Raw genomic sequence first — 19,933 nt, forward strand, 5'->3', positions numbered from 1 at the left:
GCGGCGGGTTCACCCGCAGTGGGTCCACGGGTCCGGCCGTGCCTAGGCTGGAGGCGATGCAGACCTTCCTGCCCTACCCGGACTTCGAGAGCTCGGCGCGGTCGCTGGACGCGCGCCGGCTCGGCAAGCAGCGGGTCGAGTGCCTCCAGGTGGTGCGCGGCCTCACCGTCCCCACCTACGGCTGGCGGCACCACCCGGCCGTGAAGATGTGGCGCGGCCACCTCGAGGCGCTGGGCCGCTACACGCTCGTGTGCTGCGAGGTGTGGACCGAGCCCGGACGCGCCGACACGTGCGCCGCCACGGTCATGACCGACCTGCGGGCCGCGGGCGTGACGCAGGTCCGGACCCAGGCCGAGCTGGCGGAGGCCGGCGCGCTGCCCGCCTGGCTGGGCGACGAGGACTTCCACCGCTCCCACCAGTCGGCGCTGCTGCGCAAGGACCCGGAGCTCTACGGCCCGCTCTTCCCCGGCGTGCCGCCGGACCTCGACTACGTCTGGCCGCCGCCGGTCGACGGCGGCTGACCCCGGTCCGCCTCGCCGTCGGCCTGGCGGGCGATGATCCGCTCCATCTCGGCGATGGACTCCTCCGTGCCGGTGTGCAGGACCGCGTGCCAGCCGGCCGCGCGGGCCGCCTCGACGTTGGCCTCGACGTCGTCGAGGAACAGCACCTCGCCGGGCGCGACGCCGAGGCGGCGGGCGGTGAGCTCGTACGCCGCCGGGTCGGGCTTGGCGAGCCCGACCTCGTGGCTGTAGACGATGTCGTCGGTGATGTCCTCGAAGCCGTGGAGCCGCTCGGCCTCGCGGGCACCGGGGCCGGAGTTGGACAGGATCGCGGTCAGCCGGGCCGGTCGCTGCGCGGCGAACCAGCCCGCCAGCCGGCGGTCCAGCGTGCCGACGTACCACCGCCAGAAGTCCGCCATCAGCTCGTCGGCCTGGACGTCGTCGAGGCCGAGGGTGCGCTGCCACTCGGCACGCACCTCCGCCTCGGTGACCTGCCCGAGCGCGGCGTCGCCCGGCAGCGCAGCCAGGCCGGCCGCGATGCTGCCGGGTGGGAGGCCGAGGCGCTGCTCGGCCGGCGCGGGGAAGGCGTCGTCGTCGACGACCTCCAGCACGCCCCCGACGTCGAGGACCACGGCGCGGATCACGGCCGGCCCACCGGGTCCTGCTCGCCGGTCTGCACCCGCCACAGGGCGGCGTACGCCCCGTCGCGGACGAGCAGCTCGTCGTGCGTGCCGGACTCGACGACGCGGCCGGCGTCCAGCACCCAGATGCGGTGGGCGTGCCGGACCGTGGAGAGCCGGTGCGCCACGACGATCGCCGTGCGCTGGGCGGTGGCCCGGCGCAGCGAGCGCTGGATCGCGGCCTCGGTCTCGTTGTCGACCGCGCTGGTCGCCTCGTCCAGGACGAGGACGGCAGGGTCGCGCAGCAGGGCCCGCGCCAGCGCCAGGCGTTGCCGCTGGCCGCCGGACAGGGTCACGCCCCGCTCCCCCACCCACGTGTCGAGCCCCTGGGGCATCGCCTCGATGAAGTCGAGCGCGGCCGCCCCCTCCGCGGCGGCCCGGACCTGCTCGCGGGAGGCGTCGGGACGGCCGTAGGCGATGTTGTCGGCGACCGAGCCGGCGAACATGAAGACGTCCTGGGCGACGTAGCCCATCGACCCGCGCAGCGAGTCCCAGTCGAGGTCGCGCACGTCCTGCCCGTCGAGGAGCACGTGGCCCTGGCGCGGGTCGTCGAAGCGGAGGACGAGGCGCAGCAGCGACGACTTGCCCGACCCGGTGGCTCCCACGATCGCGTGCGTCTCGCCCGCGGGCACCACCATGTCGATGCCGTGCAGCACGTCGGGCCCGTCGGCGTAGCCGGCCCGGACGCCCCGGAGCTCGACACGACCGGCCACGGGCCGGGCGAGGGCGGTGTGGCCGGCCGGCACGGTGACCGGCACCTCGAGCAGGCCGAGGATGCGGCTGGCCGAGGCCCGACCGCGCTGGTAGAGGTCGAGGACCTCGGCCACCTCGGTCAGGGGCCACAGCAGGCGCTGGGTCATGAAGACCAGCACGGAGTAGAGCCCCACCTCGAGGTCCCCGCGCAGCGTCGCCCAGCCACCGAAGAGCAGCGTGCAGGTGAACCCGGCGAGGATCGCCATCCGCACCAGGGGGACGAACGCCGCGGACGTGCGGATGGCGTCGGTGTTGGCGGTGCGGTAGGCCTGCGACACCGCGGCCACCCGGTCGCGCTCGCGGTCCTCGGCGGTGAAGGCCTTGATGGTCGCGATGCCGGCGAGGTTGGCGCTGAGGGTGCCCGAGAGGTCCGCAACGGCGACGCGCACCCGGTCGTAGAGCGGCTCGAGGCGGCGCTGGAAGACGAGCGAGCCGACCACGATGAGCGGGATCGGCAGGAAGGCCAGCACCAGGAGCTGGCCGGAGGCGACGGCGAACACGCCGCCGACGATGAGCACGTTGAGGGCGGTCTGCAGGATCGCCGGGGCCCCGATGTCGAGGAACCGCTCGAGCTGGTTGACGTCGTCGTTGAGCGTGGCCAGCGTCGAGCCGGCCGGTCGGCTCTCGTGCCACGAGAGGTCGAGGTGCTGGACGTGGTCGTAGGCCTCGACGCGGAGGTCGTGCTCGACGCCCTGGGCCAGCCCGCGCCACAGCACGTTGGCGACGTAGTCCGACAGGGACTCCACCACCCACACCACCACGTTGATGACGGCCAGCCAGCCGAGCTGGGCGTAGCGCGACTCCACCCCCAGGACGGCGCCCACGAAGGACCCGTCACCGCGGACCACGACGTCGACCGCGGCCCCGATGAGCAGCTCGGGCACGACGTCGGCCACCTTGTTGACGGTCGAGGCGACCACGGCCCCGACGAAGCGGCTGCGGTAGGCGCCGTAGCGGCGCCAGAGGGCGCGGAGGGGCTGGACGGCGTCGGGCGTCACGTCGGGCGTCGCGTCGGGCGTCGCGTCGGGGGTGGCGGGCTGTGGCACGCCGCACAGGTTAGGTGCGGGCCCGGCCTCGTCCGGAGGGGCGGGCGTCGTCGAGGTAGCCGAGCATCCGGTCGAAGAGCTGGGTCGCTCGCCGCAGGTCGCCCGAGGCGGCCGTCGGCTCGTCGTCCAGGACGGGTGCGTGGCGCGGTCCGGAGGTGCGCCACCCGGGCCGGTAGGCGTCGGCCAGCGACGCGGCGACGCGGCTCGCGGCCCGCACCACCTGCGGGTCGACCGACCAGATCGCCTCGAACGAGCGGCCCTCCGGCGCGCGCGAGTCCTGTCCCGGGAGCTCCACCGCCGCCAGGCAGGCGGGCAGGTCGGGCGCGTCGCAGATCACGAGCCACTCGCGGTTGAGCGGGGCGTGCTCGGGCAGCGCCACCTCCACCGGCGTGAGCGGCCGGACCGGCGTCGAGTGCGTGAAGTCGGCGAAGACCACGGTGTCGCAGGCGGTGCGCGCCAGCTCGCGCCAGCGGTCGTACGACGCCTCGAGGTAGGCCACGCGCTGGAACCCGCCGAACAGCAGGGGCTCCGCGGCGCGGGCGCAGCACTCGTCCTCGATCGCCCGGCTCATCGAGGACAGCGTGGCTCGGGAGAGGACCTGCGGGGCCAGTTCGGGCCGGCGGCGGCGCAGGTCGGCGAAGACCGACCCCGACGAGACCGGCTCGGCGACGACGCGCTGCACGGCCGCGTGCAGCGACAGGCCGCCGCGGCGGCGCTCGAGGACCTCCAGCACGGCGTCGACGTCGGACTCGGCGTAGCGCCGGTGACCGCCCGCGGCGCGGTCGGGCCGGGGGAACCCGTAGCGTGACTCCCAGCTGCGGAGCGTCGTGATGGGAACCCCCGTCCTGTGCGCGAGCTCTCCGATGGTGAGCGAGGCGCGGGACAAGGGCTGCAACCCGACCCCCCCTCCACGTTTCGCCTAGATTTAGTTGGCAGTGTTGCATAGGTTCATCAACGCGGGGACCGGAGCGACTCAGGGGGGACACATGACCTCGACCGACACCGACGCTGCCCTGGCGCGCCTGCTCGAGGCGGGGCGCAGCCGCGCCGCCGCCGTCGACCCGCACCACGCGAACCTGTGGACGGCCCTCGCCGCGGCCACCGAGGGCGGCAAGCGCTTCCGCCCCGGCCTCGTGGTGGCCGCGCACGACGCCCTGGGCGGCGCCCAGGCCAGCGCGGCGGCCGAGGTCGGCGCCGCCGTCGAGCTCCTCCACACCGCCTTCGTCATCCACGACGACGTCATCGACGGCGACCACCTGCGCCGCGGCCGCCTCAACGTCAGCGGGACCTTCCGCGCGCAGGCCCGCTCCGACGGCGCGGGACCCGACGAGGCCGCCGACTACGGGCTGACCGCCGCGATCCTCGCCGGTGACCTCGCCCTCGCCGCCGCCGTGCGGGCCGTCGCCACGTGCGGAGCCCCCGGCCCGGTCGTGCACCACCTGCTCGACCTCTTCGACGCCGCGCTGCACACGACCGCCTCCGGCGAGCTCGCCGACGTGCGCCTGTCCATGGACGTCGTCGAGGCCACGCTGCCGGAGAGCCTGGCGATGGAGGAGCAGAAGACCAGCGCCTACTCGTTCGCCCTCCCGCTGCAGGCCGGCGCCGTGCTCGCCGAGGCGGAGCCAGCGACGACGGCGCGGCTCGGGGAGGCCGGTCGCACCATGGGCATCGCGTTCCAGCTCGTCGACGACCTCATCGGGGTCTTCGGCGACCCGGACCGCTCCGGCAAGAGCTCGACCAGCGACCTCCGCACCCGCAAGCAGACCCCCCTCCTCGTCCACGCGCGGTCGACCGCGCAGTGGTCGGAGCTGAGGACCTACGTCGGCCGCGACCTCGACGCCGACGAGCTCGACCACGTGCGCGGGCTGCTGACGGCCTCCGGGTCGCGCCGCTTCGTCGAGGACCTCGCCGAGGAGCACCTCAAGGCGTCCCGCACGGTCCTCGACGAGCTCGGGATGAGCCTCGAGATGCTCGACGACGTCACCACGCGCCCCCCGGCGCTCGCCGGGAGCGGGGCAGCGGCATGAGCTTGTTCGTCGGCAGGGGCACCCCCCGCAGCCTCTACGACGTCGTCTCCGAGGCGAGCTCCGCGGTCGTCATCCGCGAGTACTCCAGCTCGTTCGGGCTCGCCTCGCGCCTGCTCGCCGAGCCGGTCCGCACCCAGGTCCGCAACGTCTACGCGCTGGTGCGGGTGGCCGACGAGATCGTCGACAACCCCGACCCGACGCTGGCGCGGGAGGCACGCGCCACCATGCTCGACTGGCTCGAGGACGACGTGCGGCACGCCCTGCGCACCGGCTACAGCGGCAACCTCGTCGTCCACGCCTTCGCCCGCACGGCGATCGCGGTCGGGATCGAGGACGACGTCGTGGCGCCGTTCTTCTCCTCGATGCGGACCGACCTCGACACGACCCGGCACACGCCGGAGAGCTTCGAGCGCTACGTCTACGGCTCGGCGGAGGTGGTGGGCCTGATGTGCCTGCGCGCCTTCCTCGCCGCACCCGACGCGCCGCCCGACCGGGGGCACCAGTACGACCGGCTGGCGCCCGGCGCCCGACGACTCGGGGCGGCCTTCCAGAAGCTCAACTTCGTGCGCGACCTGTCCGACGACCACGACGTGCTGCGCCGCGACTACTTCCCCGGCCTCGACGTCGAGGCCTTCTGCGACCGGGACCGCGACCTCATCCTCGACGACATCGACGCCGACCTGCGGGCCGCCGCGGCCGTCGTCCCCGACCTGCCGCCCAGCAGCCGCCGCGCGGTGCGGGCCGCGCACGCGACGTTCGCCGAGCTGGCCACGCGCCTGCGTGCCGCCTCCGCCGACGAGATCCGGCGGACCCGCGTCCGCGTCCCCACCGCCGTCAAGCTGCGCCTCGCAGTCGGCGCCATCCACGGAGGTCGGTCGTGACCCTGCGTCTTCCCGAGCGCATCACCCGGCGCGGTCCCGCGCTGCACCCCGCCGAGGACGGCTCGTCCGCGAGCGTGGTCGTCATCGGCGGCGGCATCGCCGGCCTCGCCACGGCGGCCCTGCTCGCCTCCCGCGGGCACAGCGTCGACCTGCTCGAGAAGAACGACGACCTGGGCGGGCGCGTCGGCAGCGTCGAGCGCGACGGGTTCCGCTTCGACACCGGCGCGTCGTGGTACCTCATGCCCGAGGTCTTCGAGCACTTCTTCGAGCTCCTCGGCACCTCGGCCGACGCCGAGCTGGACCTGCGGGTGCTCGACCCGAGCTACCGGGTGTTCTTCGAGGGGCACCCCGAGCCGATCGACCTGCGACCCGACCGCGAGCACAACCGGGCGCTCTTCGAGTCGCTGGAGCCGGGTGCCGGCGAGCGCTTCGACGCCTACCTCCGCTCGGCGGAGGACACCTACGACATGGCGCTGCGCCGCTTCCTCTACACCAACTTCGACTCGCCGTCGTCCTTCCTGCACCCCGACGTGGTGCGGCGCACGCCCCGGCTCGGCCGGCTGCTCACCCGGTCGCTCGAGAGCCACGTGGCCGCGTCGTTCTCCGACAACCGCCTGCGCCAGGTGCTCGGCTACCCCGCCGTCTTCCTCGGCTCCTCGCCCAGCCGGGCGCCGAGCATGTACCACCTGATGAGCCGGCTCGACCTGGGCGACCGCGTGCTCTACCCGCAGGGTGGCTTCACGCAGCTGATCGAGGTCATCGCCTCGCTCGCGCGCCGTCACGGTGCGCGCCTGCACACCGGCACGGCGGCGACCGGCATCGTCACCGCCGACCCCGCCGGCGGCGGGCGGCCCGGCGTCGCGGGCGTGGCCTACCGCGAGGAGCACGGCGGTGCGACCGGCACGTTCGCCGCGGACGTCGTGGTCGGTGCCGCCGACCTGCACCACCTCGAGACGGCCCTGCTGCCCGAGCCGCTGCAGACCCACCCGGAGCCGTCCTGGCGCGGCCGCTCCCCCGGTCCGGGGGCGGTGCTGGCCATGCTCGGCGTCGAGGGGCGACTGCCCGAGCTGCCGCACCACTCGCTGTTCTTCACCTCCGACTGGAGGCAGAACTTCGGCGACATCTTCGGCAAGGACGCCCGCGTCCCCGACCCGGCCTCGATCTACGTCTGCAAGCCCTCCGAGACCGACCCCTCCGTCGCGCCCGAGGGCTGCGAGAACCTCTTCGTGCTGGTGCCCGTGCCCGCCGACACCGCCATCGGTGCCGGTGGCGACGAGGGGGCCGGGTCCGAGCTGGTCGAGCGCACCGCGGACGCCGCCATCGACCAGGTCGCCGGCTGGGCCGGCATCCCGGACCTCCGCGACCGCATCCGGGTGCGCCACACCGTAGGCCCCGACGACTTCGCCACGCGCTACAACGCCTGGCGCGGCGGCGCCCTGGGCCTGGAGCACACCCTGCGGCAGAGCGCCTTCTTCCGGCCGGGCAACGTCTCGGGCAAGGTCGACGGCCTGCTCTACGCCGGCGCCAGCACGGTGCCGGGCGTGGGCCTGCCGATGTGCCTGATCAGCGCCGAGCTGGTGCTCAAGCGGCTGTCGGGCGACCGGTCCAGCCTGCCGGTGGGGCGATGACGCTGCCGCACTGGTCCTACGTCGCGATGCTGGTGTTCTGCCTCGTCGGCACCCTGCCGCTCGTGCCGGCGTTCCGCCTCCGGGTGCTGCGCCAGCCGCGCCGCCTCCTCCTGACCGTGCTCCTGGCCGGGACGCCGTTCCTGCTGTGGGACCTCTACGCCACCCACGCGGGCCACTGGTGGTTCGACGAGGAGCAGACCCTGCCGTGGCGGGTCGCCGGGCTGCCGCTGGAGGAGATCTCCTTCTTCGTCGTGATCCCGGTCGTGGCGGTGCTGACGCTGGAGGGGGTCCGCGCAGCCCGCCGGGGCGTACGGCCCGGGTCGGGCCGGCGCCGCGAGGAGGCCCGATGAGCTACACCGCCCTCGCGGCCCTCGGCGTCGTGGCCGCGATCGTCCTCGACCGCTGGGTCGCGCGCACCAGGATCACCTCGACCAGCGACTGGTGGTCGGCCTACGCCATCATCGTGTTCTTCCAGCTGCTCACCAACGGCTGGCTGACCGGGCGCGGCATCGTGCGCTACGACCCCGACACCATCCTCGGCAGCGAGGACGTGGTCCTGGTCGGGGACGGCCGGATCCTCTTCGCACCGGTGGAGGACCTGGCGTTCGGCTTCGCGCTCGTGCTCACCAGCTGCGTGGCCTGGACGTGGCTGGGCCGCCACCGTGCCGCGGACAGCACCGTCGACAGCGCCGTCGACAGGGCGACGTCGTGAGCGTCACGACGCGGATCCAGGCCTTCCAGGAGTCCATGCAGCCCACCGACGTGGGGGTCCCCGGGCCCACCTCGCTGGAGATGGCGCGGGGCTTCCGGTCCATCCGTGCCGATCCGCTGTCGTTCCTGGTGGCGGTGTCCGGGCGGTTCGGTGACCTCGTGTCCTTCCCGGTGCCGGGAGCCCCGGCGCTGCTGCTCAACAACCCCGCCGACGCCCGCCACGTCCTGCAGACCGCGGCCCGCAACTGGCGCAAGGAGACGGTGCAGTACGCCGCCCTGGCGCGGGTCACCGGTCCGGGCCTCCTCGCCTCGGCCGAGCCCAGCTGGATCGAGCACCGGCGGCTGGCGGCACCCGCCTTCCACCACCAGCGGCTCCTCGCGGTGAGCGCCCAGGTGCGCGCCGCCGCCCGCGACGCCGTCGGCGCGACGCTCGACCGGTCCGCCCCCGCGCAAGGCCGCACCGTCGACGTCGCGGCCCTGACGCACACCATCGGGCTCGACGCGGTCGGCCGCGCGCTCTTCTCCACCGACCTGTCGGGACAGGCGCAGGCGCTGCTGGACGCCACGAGCGACGCCGCCGAGCTCGTCGTGCGCCTCGGCCGCTCCGTCCTCCCGACGGCCGCCTGGACGCCCACCCGCACCAACCTGCGGCTGCGCTCGGCCCGGCGTCGCCTCGACTCCGGTGCCGCCGAGATCATCGCCCAGCGGCGCGCACGGGGCGCGACCTCGACCCACGGCGACGACCTCCTCGGCCTGCTCCTCGACAGCGGCATGACCGACGGCGAGGTGCGCGACGAGCTCGTCACGATGGTCGTCGCCGGGCACGAGACGGTGGCCGCGGGGCTGGCCTGGACGCTCATGCTGCTCGCCGAGCACCCCGAGGCCCAGGACCGGCTGCGCGCCGAGCTGGCCGACCACCCCGGACCCGTGACGCTGCTCGACCACCGCGACCAGCTGCCCTGGACCCGGGCCGTGATCGACGAGGCCCTCCGCCTCTTCCCGCCCGCCTGGGCGCTCTCGCGCCGCTCGGACGCCGCCGACGTCATCGGCGGGCGTGAGGTGCCGCCCGGGACGCTGGTCATCATCAGCCCGTGGTTGATGCACCGCCGCGAGGACCCGTGGACCGAGCCGCTGGCGTTCCGGCCGGAGCGGTTCCTCGACAGCGGGGCCGGACGATCGGCCTACCTGCCCTTCGGGCTCGGCCCGCGACTGTGCATCGGCCGCGAGTTCGCCCTCGGCGAGATGGTCGTGGTGCTGGCCGAGCTGCTGCGCGAGCACCGCGTCACCGTGCCCGCCGGCTGGGTCAGGCCGCGCGCGGAGGCCAAGGTCGCCGTGCACCCCCGCGGGGGGATGCCTCTCGTCGTGACCCGCACGGGAGGCGGCCCGGCATGACCGAGGTCGTGATCGTCCTGCTCCTGCTGGCCGCCGCGGCGTGGGCCCAGTGGCTGGTCGCCGACCTCCGGACGCTCCCTGCACCCGGGACTCGTCCCGCACCGGCTCCCGGTGCGGGACACCGGCGGGTGTCGGTCGTGGTGCCGGCGCGCGACGAGGAGCAGACCCTCCCCGACCTCCTCGCCTCGCTGGCGACGCTCACCGTGCCGGTCGCCGAGGTGGTCGTGGTCGACGACGCCTCGGCCGACCGCACCGCTGACGTCGCCGCCGGGGCCGGTGCGCGCGTCGTACCCGCCGGCACGCCTCCGCCCGGCTGGACCGGGAAGGCGTGGGCCTGCCACCGCGGCGCCGAGGAGGCGTCGGGCGACCTGCTCCTGTTCCTCGACGCCGACACCGTGCTCGCGCCCCACGCCCTCGAGTCCCTCCTGGTCGAGCATCGCCGGCGCGGCGGACTGGTGTCGGTGCAGCCGTTCCACGCCGTCCGCCGGCCCTACGAGCAGCTGTCGGCCTACTTCAACCTGGTGGCGGTGATGGCGAGCTCCGCCTTCACCCGGCACCCCCGGCGAGCGATGGCCTTCGGCCCGTGCCTGCTCACCGCCCGCGACGACCTGGCCCACGCCGGCGGGCACGCGGCGGTCCGCGGCGAGGTCCTCGACGACGCGTCGCTGGCCGCCGCCTACCACCGGGCCGGCCTGCCGGTGTGGTGCGCGGTCGGCGGCGACGCGCTGCGGATGCGCAGCTATCCCGGCGGGCTCGGTCAGCTCGTGGCCGGGTGGACCAAGAACATCGCGTCCGGGGCGTCGGCCGCCTCACCGTCCGCCACGCTGGGCACGGTGCTGTGGATCAGCGCCCACCACGCCGTGGCGGTCGGAGCGGTGAGCTCGCTCCTCGAGCTCGTGACCGGGCTCGGTGATGGCCTCAGCACCGGCCACCCGCTGCTGTGGGCCGTCGCCTGGCTGGGCACGTCGTGGCAGGTGCGCCACGTCCTGCGGCAGGTGGGGGCGTTCCGCTGGTGGACGTGGGCGCTGTTCCCGCTGCCGCTGCTCGCGTTCGACCTCGTCTTCGCGCGCTCCGCCGCGCTCACCGTCGTACGCCGCTCCGTGCCCTGGCGCGGGCGCGAGGTCGACCTGCGCGGGCGCGGGTCGGCCAGGGAGGTGGTGTGATGCTGCGCTACGTCATGCCGCAGACGCTCACCGTCGTCGTCGACGTCCTCGCGTGGGGCTTCTTCCACGCCGCCACCGGCTACGCCGCGCACCGGGTCCCCGCCGCGTGGCTCGACCGCGACCGCTGGGCGCTGCGGCCGCGACGCTTCGAGGCGGGCGGGACGTGGTACCGGCGGCGGCTGCGCATCCACCGCTGGAAAGACCGGCTCCCCGAGGCCGGCGCGCTGTTCCAGGGCGGCGTCAGCAAGCGCCAGCTGCCGGCCCACGACCTCGACGGCCTGCTGCTGTTCGTCCGCGAGACCCGGCGCGCCGAGCTGGCCCACTGGTGGGCCCTGTCGTGCGGTCCGCTCTTCGTGCTGTGGAACCCGCCCCTCGCGGCAGGCCTGCTGGTCGCCTACGGCGTGCTGGTCAACCTTCCGTTCATCGCCATCCAGCGCTACAACCGCTTCCGTACGCAGTCGCTGATCGAGCGGCTGTCCCGACGCCGGAGCCCGCATGAGCAGTGAAGCCGCCGAACGCCAGGCAACCCCCCGCGCCCGGGTCCGTCCCGACGAGGGGACCGGGTCGCGCCACGGGCCGATCGCGCAGCTCCTCATCGCCTGGTCCCCCCTCAGCGCGATCCTCGCCGCCTACTGGCTCGCCCAGTGGATCACCGCCCCGCTCGGCACCGGCGACGGCGCGTCCACCAACCGGCTCGGCGCCGGCCTGCACGTCCTGGGTCCGGCGCACGGCGACGAGCGCGTCTTCGGCACGGTCCCCAGCAGCTGGCTTCAGCAGCGCCTCACCGACGGGGGCACGCACTGGTACGACGCGGTGGCGGCCCTCGTCTACGTCACCCACTTCGTCACCATCCCGCTGCTGACGGCCGTGGTGTGGTTCCGGCTGCGCGACCGGTTCCGCGACTGGCTCACCGCCGTGCTGGCCATGTCGCTCATCGGGATCGCGGGCTACCTCCTCTACCCCGCCGCGCCGCCCTGGCTGGCCTCGCAGCGGGGCGCCATCGAGTCCGTGGACCGCATCTCCCACGTGGGGTGGGAGCACCTCGGGCTGGGTGGGATCGGGTCCCTGGTGGAGCTCGGCCAGTCCGGCAGCAACCCGGTCGCCGCCATGCCGTCGCTGCACGCCGGTGCCGCCCTGCTGACCGCGCTGTTCCTCTGGCCCTCCGTCGGCCGGATCGCCCGGGCCGCCCTGCTGACCTACGCCGTGGCGATGGCCCTGACCCTCGTCTACACCGGCGAGCACTACGTCGTCGACGTCGCGGCGGGCTGGCTCGTCGCCGCCCTCGGCGCCGCCGCCCCACGGGCGGGCCGCGCGCTGCTGGGCACGCATGCGCGGGTTCCCCACGGGTACCCCTCCTCACCCGGGCCGGGCGACGCATGACCGGCCCCGACGCGCGGACGGAGGGCCTGGTGACCGCCGGAGTCGCTCCTGAGCCGGCCGCCGGGCGTTCTCCCGTCCGGGGCCTGGTCGCCGCGTCGCACCCTGCGCCGGCGCTGGCCGTCACCGTCCTGGCGGGGCTCCTCGCCGCGGCGCAGGGCCTCAGCCCCGGCCGCGCCGCGCTCGTCGTGGCGGCGGTGCTGGCCGGACAGCTGTCCATCGGCTGGAGCAACGACCTCGTCGACCTGTCCCGTGACCGCCGGGCGGGACGCCTCGACAAGCCGCTGGTCACCGGCGCGGGGTCGGGGCGCGTCGTACGCCTGGCGTGCGCGGGCGCGGTCGTGGCCTGCGTCGGGCTGTCCCTGGCGCTCGGGACCGTCGCCGGGCTGCTGCACCTGGGCTGCGTCGCGTCGGCGTGGGCCTACAACCTCGGCCTCAAGGCCACCGTCTGGTCGTGGGTGCCCTACGCCCTGTCCTTCGGGGGGCTGACGGCCGTGGTGACCTGGGCCGACGGCGAGGCGCCGCCGTGGTGGTGGCCCGTCGGCGCGGCGCTGCTCGGCGTGGGCGCCCACCTGCTCAACGTCCTGCCCGACCTCGACGACGACGCCGCCACCGGCGTCCGCGGCCTGCCGCACCGGCTCGGCCCCCGTCGGATCGCGCCGGTGGCCGGCGCCGTCCTCGTCGCCGCATCCGCGGTGGTGCTCGTGGGTGCCGCACCGCCCACCGTCGTCGCCGTGGCGGCGGCCGCGTGCGTCCTGGTCCTCGCGGTCGTCGTGGTCCGCGGCTCGGGTCGGCTGCCCTTCCTGGCCGCCATCGCCATCGCCCTCGCCGACGCGGCGCTCCTGGTGGTGGCGCGATGACGACCCCGCAGGTGGAGGAGCACTGGGACGTCGTCGTGGTCGGGGCCGGCCCGGCGGGCGCCGCCGCGGCGCTGGGCGCGCTGACCGCCGACCCGGCACTGCGCGTCCTGCTCCTCGACCGCAGCGACTTCCCGCGCGACAAGTCCTGCGGCGACGGCATCGCGCCGCACGTCCTCGACTCCCTGGCGGAGGTCGGCGCCGGCGACGTCATCGACGACTGGGCGCCGCTGCGCGACCTCGAGATGTCCCACGGCCACGTGTCCGTGTCGGGCGCGATGCGGCGCGAGGTCCACGTGGTGCCCCGCGAGGTCTTCGACGCCCGCCTGGTCGAGCGGGCCGTCGCGGCCGGCGCGGTCCTGCGCCGGCACCGCGCCACCTCGGTCAGCACCCCGGGGGTCCCGGTCGTCTCCGGGGAGATCGGCGCCGAGGTGGTCGTCGGGGCCGACGGCGCCCACTCCCTGGTCCGCGAGGCGCTGCTGGGCAGGCGTCGCGACCCCCGCGCCATCGCGATCCGCGGCTACGCCCCCACCACGCCGGAGATGCGCGGTCGGCAGCTCATCCGCTACGGCCACCGCCGGCAGCCGTCGTACGCCTGGGCCTTCGACCGCGGCGACGGCCTGGCCAACGTCGGCTACGGCGAGCTGCTGCCGGACGACCGGTCCGGGGCCGCTCCCCCGAGCCGGGCGCTGCTGCTCGAGCAGCTCGAGGAGCTCGTCCCCGGCGCGGCCGCCACCGGCTCCGGCTGGCGCGGGCACCACCTGCCGCTCAGCAGCTGGCGGTGGGACCAGCCCGACGGGCGCGTCCTCCTGGTCGGTGACGCGGCCGGACTGGTCAACCCGATGACGGGCGAGGGCATCTACTACGCCGTCGCCACCGGCATCGCCGCGGGCCGCAACGCGGCCGGGGCGATCAGGAGCGGGCGGGCCGACGACGCCGGTGCCCGGCACCGCCGGGTCGTGCGCTCGCTGCTGGGCCGACACCTGCGTCACACCTTCGTGGCGTCCCGGCTGGCCCGCGCGCCCCGGCTCGTCGACGCCGGGATCGAGGCGGCCGGCCGCGACCGCCACGTCTTCGACACCCTCGTGGAGCTCGGGCTCGGTGGCGGCCGCATCGACGCCCGCCTCGCCACCGGCCTGCTCCGCTCCCTCGCCCGACCGTCCCGCCCCTCCCCCGAGCTCGACACCGACCCCCAGGAAGTCCGAGGTGGCTGACATGAGGATCCTCACTGTCCGCAGCGCCCTCCCGCCCTACGCGCACCCCCAGGCCGAGATCACCGAAGCGTTCTCGCACGTGATCTCCGAGCGCAGCCTCGACCACGCCCTGCTGCGGCGCTTCCACGCCAACGCCGGCGTCGAGCGGCGGCACACGGTGCTGCCCCTCGAGGACTACGCCGGCCTGCGCGACTTCGGGCACGCCAACGACCTGTTCATCGAGCACGCCGTCGAGCTGGGCTCGCGGGCGCTCGCCGACGCCCTGAAGGCCGCGGACCTCACCCCCTCCGACGTGGACCTCGTCGTCACCGCCACCGTCACCGGTCTGGCCGTGCCGTCGCTCGACGCGCGGATCGCGGCGCAGCTCGGCATGCGCGAGGACGTGCGCCGCATGCCGCTGGTGGGTCTGGGCTGCGTGGCCGGCGCGGCGGGCGTCGCCCGGCTGCACGACTACCTCCTCGGCCACCCCGACCACACCGCGGTCCTCGTGGCCGTCGAGCTGTGCTCGCTGACCCTGCAGCGCGACGACGTCTCGGTGCCCAACCTGGTGGCCAGCGGTCTCTTCGGCGACGGCGCCGCGGCCGTGGTCGCCACGGGGCCGGCCAGCGGGAGGGCCCACGAGAGCGGCTCGGGCGGGCGGGTGCAGGTCCTCGACTCCCGCAGCCGGCTCTACCCCGACAGCGAGCGCACGATGGGCTTCGACGTGGCCGCGAGCGGCCTGCGGATCGTGCTCGACGCGGAGGTGCCCAGCCTCGTCGAGCGCTACGTCCGCGCCGACGTGGACGCCTTCCTCGCCGACCACGGCCTCACCCGCGACGACATCGGGTTCTGGGTGTGCCACCCGGGCGGGCCCAAGGTCATCGAGGCGCTGCAGACGGCGCTCGAGGTGCCGCGTGAGGCCGTGCAGCTGACCTGGGAGTCCCTGGCCCGCGTCGGCAACCTGTCGTCGGTCTCGGTGCTGCACGTCCTGGAGGACACGCTCGCGCAGCGCCCACCGGAGCCCGGCAGCCACGGCGTCCTCCTCGCCATGGGCCCCGGCTTCTGCTCCGAGATCGTGCTGCTGAGGGCCGACGCGTGACCACCCTGCTCGCCTTCACCGTCCTGGTCGCCCTCGTCGGCCTCGAGCGGATCGCCGAGCTCGTCGTGTCCACCCGCAACGCCGCCTGGAGCCGCGAGCGCGGCGGCGTGGAGACCGGCCTGGGCCACTTCCCCTTCATGGTGGTGCTGCACATCGGGCTGCTCGTCGGCGCGCTCGTCGAGGCGTGGGTACGACGCCCCGACGTCCCATCGCTGCTCGCCTGGTCGATGCTCGCCCTGGTCCTCGCCTCCCAGGCCCTGCGGTGGTGGTGCATCGCCACCCTGGGGCGGCGCTGGAACACCCGGGTCATCGTCGTCCCGGGGCTCGCGCCGGTGCGGTCGGGGCCCTACCGCTTCCTCAGCCACCCCAACTACGTCGCCGTGGTCGTCGAGGGCGTCGCGCTCCCGCTGGTGCACGCCGCGTGGATCACGGCCGTCGTCTTCACCGTCCTCAACGCCGGGCTGCTCGCCGTACGCATCCGCGCGGAGGACGCCGCCCTCGCCACGCTCCCCCGCACCACGCTGCCCCCCACGACGGAGACCGCCGGTGCATGACGTGGTGGTCGCAGGTGGCGGCCCGGTCGGGATGGCGGCGGCGCTGCACGCCCACCGTGCCGGGCTCGACGTCGTCGTGCACGAGCCGCGCACCGGTCCCATCGACAAGGCGTGCGGCGAGGGCCTGATGCCGGGCGCCGTCGCCGAGCTGGCCGACCTCGGGGTGCACCCGCACGGGCGGCCCATCTCCGGAATCCACTACCTCGACGGGACCGGTCCCGGGGCCACCGCCCGCTTCACCGCCGGCCCCGGCCGCGGCGTACGGCGCACGGTCCTGCACGACGCGCTCGCCGCGGAGGTCGCGGCACGCGGCATCGAGGTGCACCCCCACCCCGTCCAGTCCGTCGAGGACGCGGGCGACCACCTCCTCGTGGACGGGCGTCCCACCCGCTACCTCGTCGCCGCCGACGGCCTCCACTCGCCGGTGCGCCGGCTGGTCGGCCTCGACGCCACCGCGCCGGGACGCCGCCGCTTCGGGCTGCGCTGCCACGTCCGGCAGGCGCCCTGGACCCCCTACGTCGAGGTCCACTGGTCCCACCGCGCGGAGGCCTACGTCACGCCCGTGGACGACCACCTCGTCGGCGTGGCCGTCCTCGGTGACGCCGGCGCCCGGTTCGAGGACCTGCTGTCCGACTTCCCGCTGCTGCAGGAGCGCCTCACCGGTCCCAGCACGCGCGTCATGGGCGCCGGTCCCCTGCGCCAGCGGGTGAGCGCGAGGTCGCGCGGGCGCGTGCTGCTGGTCGGCGACGCGGCGGGCTACGTCGACGCACTCACCGGCGAGGGCATCGCGCTCGGCCTCGGCCAGGCGCGGGCCGCGGTGGCGTGCGTGGCGGCCGGACGCCCCGACCGCTACGACCCGTGGGCGCGCCGGCTCGGGAGGCGCCACGAGCTGCTCACCCACCTGCTGCTCCGGGCCACCGCCCACCCACCCGTCCGCCGTCGGCTCGTGCCCGCGGCGACCCGGCTGCCCTGGCTCTTCGGGGCCGCCGTCAACCAGCTCGCCCGACCCGTGGGGAGGCCCGCATGACCGACACCGTCCAGCGCACGCCCGAGCTCGTCGTCCTCCTCGACGAGGACGGCGGCGCCGTCGGCACCGCCGACAAGTCGCAGGTCCACCACGCCGGCACACCGCTCCACCTGGCATTCAGCTGCTACCTGTTCGACGAGGCCGGCAACGTCCTCGTCACCCAGCGCGCCCTCGCCAAGCGGACCTTCCCCGGCGTGTGGACCAACAGCTGCTGCGGGCACCCCGCCCCCGGCGAGTCCCTGCCCGACGCCGTACGCCGCCGGGTGCAGCAGGAGCTCGGCACGGGCGTGCGCGACCTCACGCTCGTGCTGCCCCGCTTCCGCTACACGGCCGAGCAGGAGGGGGTCGTGGAGAACGAGATGTGCCCCGTCTTCGTGGCCGTCGTCGACGGACCGGTCACCCGTGACCCCGACGAGGTCGAGGCGACGACGTGGGAGCCGTGGCCGGAGTTCCGCGCCGCCGTCCTCGACGGCAGCCGGACGGTCTCCGCGTGGTGCCGCGAGCAGGTCCGGCAGCTGCCGGAGGACCCCCTCGGCGCTCCGGCGGCACCCACGTCCGACCTCCCCGCCGCCGCCCGGGGCTGAAGCCGGGCGGTTCGGCTGCGCCGCCTTGGTGGGTGTGAAACGCTGGGGCCGGTGCCTGGAGACGACGGGTTGCCCAGCACTCGCGTTGAGGACGGTCCGTTGCCCGAGGTCGGTGCCGCGTCCCCCGACGCACCCCAGCCGCAGGAACGCGCCTCCTCGGCCTCGTCGTTGATGCTGGGGCCCGAGAGCGACCGCGTGGCGTGGCGGCTGGCCGTGGACGCCGCCGGCGTCGGCGCGTTCGTATGGGACCTCGTCACCGGCGAGCTCCGGTGGGACGGGCGCCTGCTCGAGCTCTTCGGCCTCGACGAGGAGTCCTTCGGCGGGACCATCGAGACGTTCAACCGCTGCGTCCACCCCGACGACCTGCCCCGCGTGAGCGCCGCCCTCACGCGCGCGATCGAGTCGTGCGGGGACTACGACGCCGAGTACCGCGTCGTCCTCCCCAGCGGCTGCGTGCGCTGGCTGGAGGCGAGGGGCCGGGCGCTCCCCGACCCCGCCGGTGGCCCCGAGGGTCCCGCCGCCCTGCTCGTGGGCGCCGCCTACGACACCACCGAGGTCCGCGACGGCGAGGCCCGCGTCGGCCGTGTGCTCGAGTCGATGTCGTCGGCCTTCCTCCAGCTCGACGTGGACTGGCGCTTCACCTACGTCAACACCGAGGCGGAGCGGCTGCTCGGCTCGCCCCGCACGGACCTGCTCGGCGAGAGCCTCTGGGAGACGTTCCCCGCGGCCCTCGGCAGCGAGTTCGAGGAGCGCTACCGCGGCGCCGTCGCATCCGGCCGACCGGTCTCCTTCGAGGCGTTCTACCCGCCGCCGCTCGACGCGTGGTACGAGGTGCGCGCCTGGCCCTCGCCCGAGGGGCTGGCCGTCTACTTCGTCGACATCACCGCCCGCCGCGAGGCCCAGGAGGCCCTGGACCGCGCGGCCCGCCGCCTGGCGCTGCTGGCGTCGGTGTCGGAGGCGCTGACGAGCACCCTCGACCCGGCGGAGGGGGTCAGCAGGCTGGCCGAGCACCTCGTCCCCGAGCTGGCGGACTGGTGCCTCGTCACCCTCGTCGAGGACCCGCACACCTCCGACTGGCGACGCGGCCTGCGCGACGTCGGCTGGGCGCACGCCGACCCCGCCGCGGCCGAGGCCGTGCGCGAGTACGCCTCGCTCCGGCTCGGCGCGATGACCGACGAGTCCTACCTCGCCCGGGCGATCCGGGAGACCACGCCGGTGCTGATGGAGTCGGACGCCGCCGCCCTCGTGGCGGCCGTGCTCGTCCCCGGTCGCGCGCGCGACCGGCTGGCCGAGCTCGCTCCCGTGTCGGCCGTGGTGGTGCCGCTGCGGGCGCGCGGTCGTACGGTCGGCGTGGTCACCGTCTTCCGCGGCGCCGCACGCCGCCGGTTCGGGCGCGACGACGTCGTCCTGCTGCAGGACATCGGGTCGCGCGCCGCGCTCGCCCTCGACAACGCCCGGCTCTACGCCGGGCAGCGCGACGTGGCCGAGGCGCTGCAGCGCAGCATGCTCACGGACCCGCCGCAGCCCGAGCACCTGCAGATCGTGGCGCGCTACGCCCCGGCCGGCGAGGTGGCCCGGATCGGAGGCGACTGGTACGACGCGTTCCTGCAGCCGGCCTCGACCGGGGTGCCGGACGTGGTCGTGGTGGTCGGCGACGTGGCCGGGCACGACGTCGAGGCGGCGGCCGCGATGGGCCAGGTGCGGGGGCTGCTGCGCGGCATCGCCGTGCACAGCGGTGACGCGCCGGCCGCGATCCTGTCGGGCGTGGACTCCGTGATGGAGTCCCTGCAGCTCGGCGCGACGGCCACCGCGGTCGTGGCGCGCCTCGAGCACGCCGCGCCGGGCGAGGGCCCGGACGACGACGTCCTGACGGTCCGCTGGGCGCACGCCGGCCACCCGCCCGCCCTGCTCCTGCACGGCGACGGCAGCGTGTCCCGCCTCGCCGACGAGCGCGACAACGACCTGCTCCTCGGCCTGGACCCGGCCACCTCACGCGTCGAGCGCGTCACGACGCTCGAGCGCGGGGCGACGCTGGTGTTCTACACCGACGGGCTCGTCGAGCGGCGTGACCGCGACATCGACGTGGGCATCGAGCTCCTCGCGGAGCTGTTGCGCGACACCGCCTCCGACGGGCTGCCTGCCGACGACCTCTGCGACCGGCTGCTGGTCGGCATGATCGACGACCGGCCCGAGGACGACGTGGCGCTGCTCGTGGTCAGGCGCGTCGCTCAGGTGTTGTAGCGCAGCAGGGAGATGACCCCGAAGATCACCGCGATGAGCACGAGGAGGCCGAGCACCGCCAGCAGCGGCGTCACCTTGGGCCGCGGCCCCGGTGCGTTGAGGGGCTGGTTGGTGGTCGGGCGCTCGCGATCGTCCATGCCGCGTCGTACCCCTCAGGGCCACGCGCATGCGATCCCCGGCGACCGGTGGAGCGGCCGGCACCGACCGGTGTAGGTTTCCC

The 19,933-nt window shown here is 75.2% G+C and carries 21 protein-coding genes; 17 read left to right on the forward strand and 4 right to left on the reverse strand.

Features of this window, described 5'->3' with window-relative positions; all coding sequences use genetic code 11:
- Nucleotides 1-56 precede the first annotated feature (56 nt).
- A complete protein-coding gene (locus SHK17_RS12730) occupies nt 57-521 on the forward strand; it encodes an MSMEG_6728 family protein (RefSeq protein WP_322919447.1) in 465 nt (154 codons plus the stop codon).
- Here the strand turns inward: SHK17_RS12730 and SHK17_RS12735 are convergent.
- The 3 genes from SHK17_RS12735 to SHK17_RS12745 are packed head-to-tail and all read right to left on the reverse strand — an operon-like array spanning nt 488 to nt 3,874.
- On the reverse strand, nt 488-1,144 hold the full coding sequence (locus tag SHK17_RS12735) for an HAD-IA family hydrolase (RefSeq protein ID WP_172274377.1): 657 nt from the start codon (nt 1,142-1,144) through the stop codon (nt 488-490). The genes SHK17_RS12730 and SHK17_RS12735 overlap by 34 nt on opposite strands.
- Entirely contained in the window at nt 1,141-2,979 is a 1,839-nt protein-coding gene (locus SHK17_RS12740) for an ABC transporter ATP-binding protein (protein WP_322919448.1), read from the reverse strand. Before SHK17_RS12740 ends, SHK17_RS12735 begins: the two co-directional genes overlap by 4 nt.
- Before the next feature lie 10 nt (nt 2,980-2,989).
- Complete coding sequence (locus tag SHK17_RS12745; RefSeq protein ID WP_172274372.1) at nt 2,990-3,874, reverse strand: DICT sensory domain-containing protein; 885 nt, start codon at nt 3,872-3,874, stop codon at nt 2,990-2,992.
- 91 nt (nt 3,875-3,965) lie between these two features.
- Here SHK17_RS12745 and SHK17_RS12750 point away from each other — a divergent pair, with 91 nt between their 5' ends.
- From SHK17_RS12750 to SHK17_RS12825, 16 genes are all read left to right on the forward strand, one after another.
- The gene (locus tag SHK17_RS12750; protein WP_322919450.1) at nt 3,966-5,006 is read left to right on the forward strand and encodes a polyprenyl synthetase family protein; all 1,041 of its coding nucleotides are present in this window, start codon (nt 3,966-3,968) and stop codon (nt 5,004-5,006) included.
- On the forward strand, nt 5,003-5,887 hold the full coding sequence (locus SHK17_RS12755) for a phytoene/squalene synthase family protein (RefSeq protein ID WP_322919451.1): 885 nt from the start codon (nt 5,003-5,005) through the stop codon (nt 5,885-5,887). The genes SHK17_RS12750 and SHK17_RS12755 overlap by 4 nt, the downstream gene beginning before the upstream one ends.
- Nucleotides 5,884-7,515, forward strand: a complete 1,632-nt coding sequence (crtI, locus tag SHK17_RS12760) for a phytoene desaturase family protein (RefSeq protein WP_322919452.1) — start codon at nt 5,884-5,886, stop codon at nt 7,513-7,515. Before SHK17_RS12755 ends, crtI begins: the two co-directional genes overlap by 4 nt.
- Entirely contained in the window at nt 7,512-7,865 is a 354-nt protein-coding gene (locus tag SHK17_RS12765) for a lycopene cyclase domain-containing protein (RefSeq protein ID WP_216652637.1), read from the forward strand. The genes crtI and SHK17_RS12765 overlap by 4 nt, the downstream gene beginning before the upstream one ends.
- On the forward strand, nt 7,862-8,227 hold the full coding sequence (locus tag SHK17_RS12770) for a lycopene cyclase domain-containing protein (RefSeq protein ID WP_322919454.1): 366 nt from the start codon (nt 7,862-7,864) through the stop codon (nt 8,225-8,227). Before SHK17_RS12765 ends, SHK17_RS12770 begins: the two co-directional genes overlap by 4 nt.
- On the forward strand, nt 8,224-9,618 hold the full coding sequence (locus SHK17_RS12775; RefSeq protein WP_322919456.1) for a cytochrome P450: 1,395 nt from the start codon (nt 8,224-8,226) through the stop codon (nt 9,616-9,618). Before SHK17_RS12770 ends, SHK17_RS12775 begins: the two co-directional genes overlap by 4 nt.
- The gene (locus tag SHK17_RS12780) at nt 9,615-10,781 is read left to right on the forward strand and encodes a glycosyltransferase (RefSeq protein WP_322919457.1); all 1,167 of its coding nucleotides are present in this window, start codon (nt 9,615-9,617) and stop codon (nt 10,779-10,781) included. The genes SHK17_RS12775 and SHK17_RS12780 overlap by 4 nt, the downstream gene beginning before the upstream one ends.
- On the forward strand, nt 10,781-11,287 hold the full coding sequence (locus tag SHK17_RS12785; RefSeq protein ID WP_172274341.1) for a glycosyl-4,4'-diaponeurosporenoate acyltransferase CrtO family protein: 507 nt from the start codon (nt 10,781-10,783) through the stop codon (nt 11,285-11,287). Before SHK17_RS12780 ends, SHK17_RS12785 begins: the two co-directional genes overlap by 1 nt.
- Complete coding sequence (locus SHK17_RS12790; RefSeq protein WP_322919458.1) at nt 11,277-12,161, forward strand: phosphatase PAP2 family protein; 885 nt, start codon at nt 11,277-11,279, stop codon at nt 12,159-12,161. Before SHK17_RS12785 ends, SHK17_RS12790 begins: the two co-directional genes overlap by 11 nt.
- Nucleotides 12,158-13,018: a UbiA family prenyltransferase gene (locus tag SHK17_RS12795; protein ID WP_322919459.1), complete on the forward strand. Its 861-nt coding sequence runs from the start codon at nt 12,158-12,160 to the stop codon at nt 13,016-13,018. The genes SHK17_RS12790 and SHK17_RS12795 overlap by 4 nt, the downstream gene beginning before the upstream one ends.
- A complete protein-coding gene (locus SHK17_RS12800; protein ID WP_322919460.1) occupies nt 13,015-14,229 on the forward strand; it encodes an NAD(P)/FAD-dependent oxidoreductase in 1,215 nt (404 codons plus the stop codon). Before SHK17_RS12795 ends, SHK17_RS12800 begins: the two co-directional genes overlap by 4 nt.
- A 1-nt stretch (nt 14,230) precedes the next feature.
- Complete coding sequence (locus tag SHK17_RS12805; RefSeq protein ID WP_322919461.1) at nt 14,231-15,307, forward strand: type III polyketide synthase; 1,077 nt, start codon at nt 14,231-14,233, stop codon at nt 15,305-15,307.
- Nucleotides 15,304-15,861 (forward strand): isoprenylcysteine carboxyl methyltransferase family protein, encoded by a 558-nt coding sequence (locus SHK17_RS12810; protein WP_322425420.1) that lies wholly within the window; start codon nt 15,304-15,306, stop codon nt 15,859-15,861. Before SHK17_RS12805 ends, SHK17_RS12810 begins: the two co-directional genes overlap by 4 nt.
- Entirely contained in the window at nt 15,854-16,888 is a 1,035-nt protein-coding gene (locus SHK17_RS12815) for an NAD(P)/FAD-dependent oxidoreductase (protein WP_322919462.1), read from the forward strand. Before SHK17_RS12810 ends, SHK17_RS12815 begins: the two co-directional genes overlap by 8 nt.
- Nucleotides 16,885-17,472, forward strand: coding sequence for an isopentenyl-diphosphate Delta-isomerase (idi, locus tag SHK17_RS12820; protein WP_322919463.1), 588 nt, complete (start codon nt 16,885-16,887; stop codon nt 17,470-17,472). The genes SHK17_RS12815 and idi overlap by 4 nt, the downstream gene beginning before the upstream one ends.
- A 99-nt stretch (nt 17,473-17,571) precedes the next feature.
- Entirely contained in the window at nt 17,572-19,713 is a 2,142-nt protein-coding gene (locus tag SHK17_RS12825; protein WP_322919464.1) for a SpoIIE family protein phosphatase, read from the forward strand.
- On the opposite strand, the gene SHK17_RS12830 is transcribed toward SHK17_RS12825, so the two are convergent.
- Nucleotides 19,701-19,850, reverse strand: coding sequence for a hypothetical protein (locus SHK17_RS12830; protein ID WP_172274315.1), 150 nt, complete (start codon nt 19,848-19,850; stop codon nt 19,701-19,703). The genes SHK17_RS12825 and SHK17_RS12830 overlap by 13 nt on opposite strands.
- Between the last annotated feature and the right edge of the window lie 83 nt (nt 19,851-19,933).

Origin of the sequence: Nocardioides renjunii (assembly GCF_034661175.1) — a bacterium.
Classification (GTDB): domain Bacteria; phylum Actinomycetota; class Actinomycetes; order Propionibacteriales; family Nocardioidaceae; genus Nocardioides; species Nocardioides renjunii.

Bases quoted from the DNA above. Each gene is read 5' to 3' on its own strand.
- SHK17_RS12730 (WP_322919447.1), top strand. From the start codon at position 57: ATGCAGACCTTCCTGCCCTACCCGGACTTCGAGAGCTCGGCGCGGTCG.
- SHK17_RS12750 (WP_322919450.1), top strand. From the start codon at position 3,966: ATGACCTCGACCGACACCGACGCTGCCCTGGCGCGCCTGCTCGAGGCG.
- SHK17_RS12755 (WP_322919451.1), top strand. From the start codon at position 5,003: ATGAGCTTGTTCGTCGGCAGGGGCACCCCCCGCAGCCTCTACGACGTC.
- SHK17_RS12765 (WP_216652637.1), top strand. From the start codon at position 7,512: ATGACGCTGCCGCACTGGTCCTACGTCGCGATGCTGGTGTTCTGCCTC.
- SHK17_RS12770 (WP_322919454.1), top strand. From the start codon at position 7,862: ATGAGCTACACCGCCCTCGCGGCCCTCGGCGTCGTGGCCGCGATCGTC.
- SHK17_RS12780 (WP_322919457.1), top strand. From the start codon at position 9,615: ATGACCGAGGTCGTGATCGTCCTGCTCCTGCTGGCCGCCGCGGCGTGG.
- SHK17_RS12785 (WP_172274341.1), top strand. From the start codon at position 10,781: ATGCTGCGCTACGTCATGCCGCAGACGCTCACCGTCGTCGTCGACGTC.
- SHK17_RS12790 (WP_322919458.1), top strand. From the start codon at position 11,277: ATGAGCAGTGAAGCCGCCGAACGCCAGGCAACCCCCCGCGCCCGGGTC.
- SHK17_RS12795 (WP_322919459.1), top strand. From the start codon at position 12,158: ATGACCGGCCCCGACGCGCGGACGGAGGGCCTGGTGACCGCCGGAGTC.
- SHK17_RS12800 (WP_322919460.1), top strand. From the start codon at position 13,015: ATGACGACCCCGCAGGTGGAGGAGCACTGGGACGTCGTCGTGGTCGGG.
- SHK17_RS12805 (WP_322919461.1), top strand. From the start codon at position 14,231: ATGAGGATCCTCACTGTCCGCAGCGCCCTCCCGCCCTACGCGCACCCC.
- idi (WP_322919463.1), top strand. From the start codon at position 16,885: ATGACCGACACCGTCCAGCGCACGCCCGAGCTCGTCGTCCTCCTCGAC.
- SHK17_RS12830 (WP_172274315.1), bottom strand. From the start codon at position 19,850: ATGGACGATCGCGAGCGCCCGACCACCAACCAGCCCCTCAACGCACCG.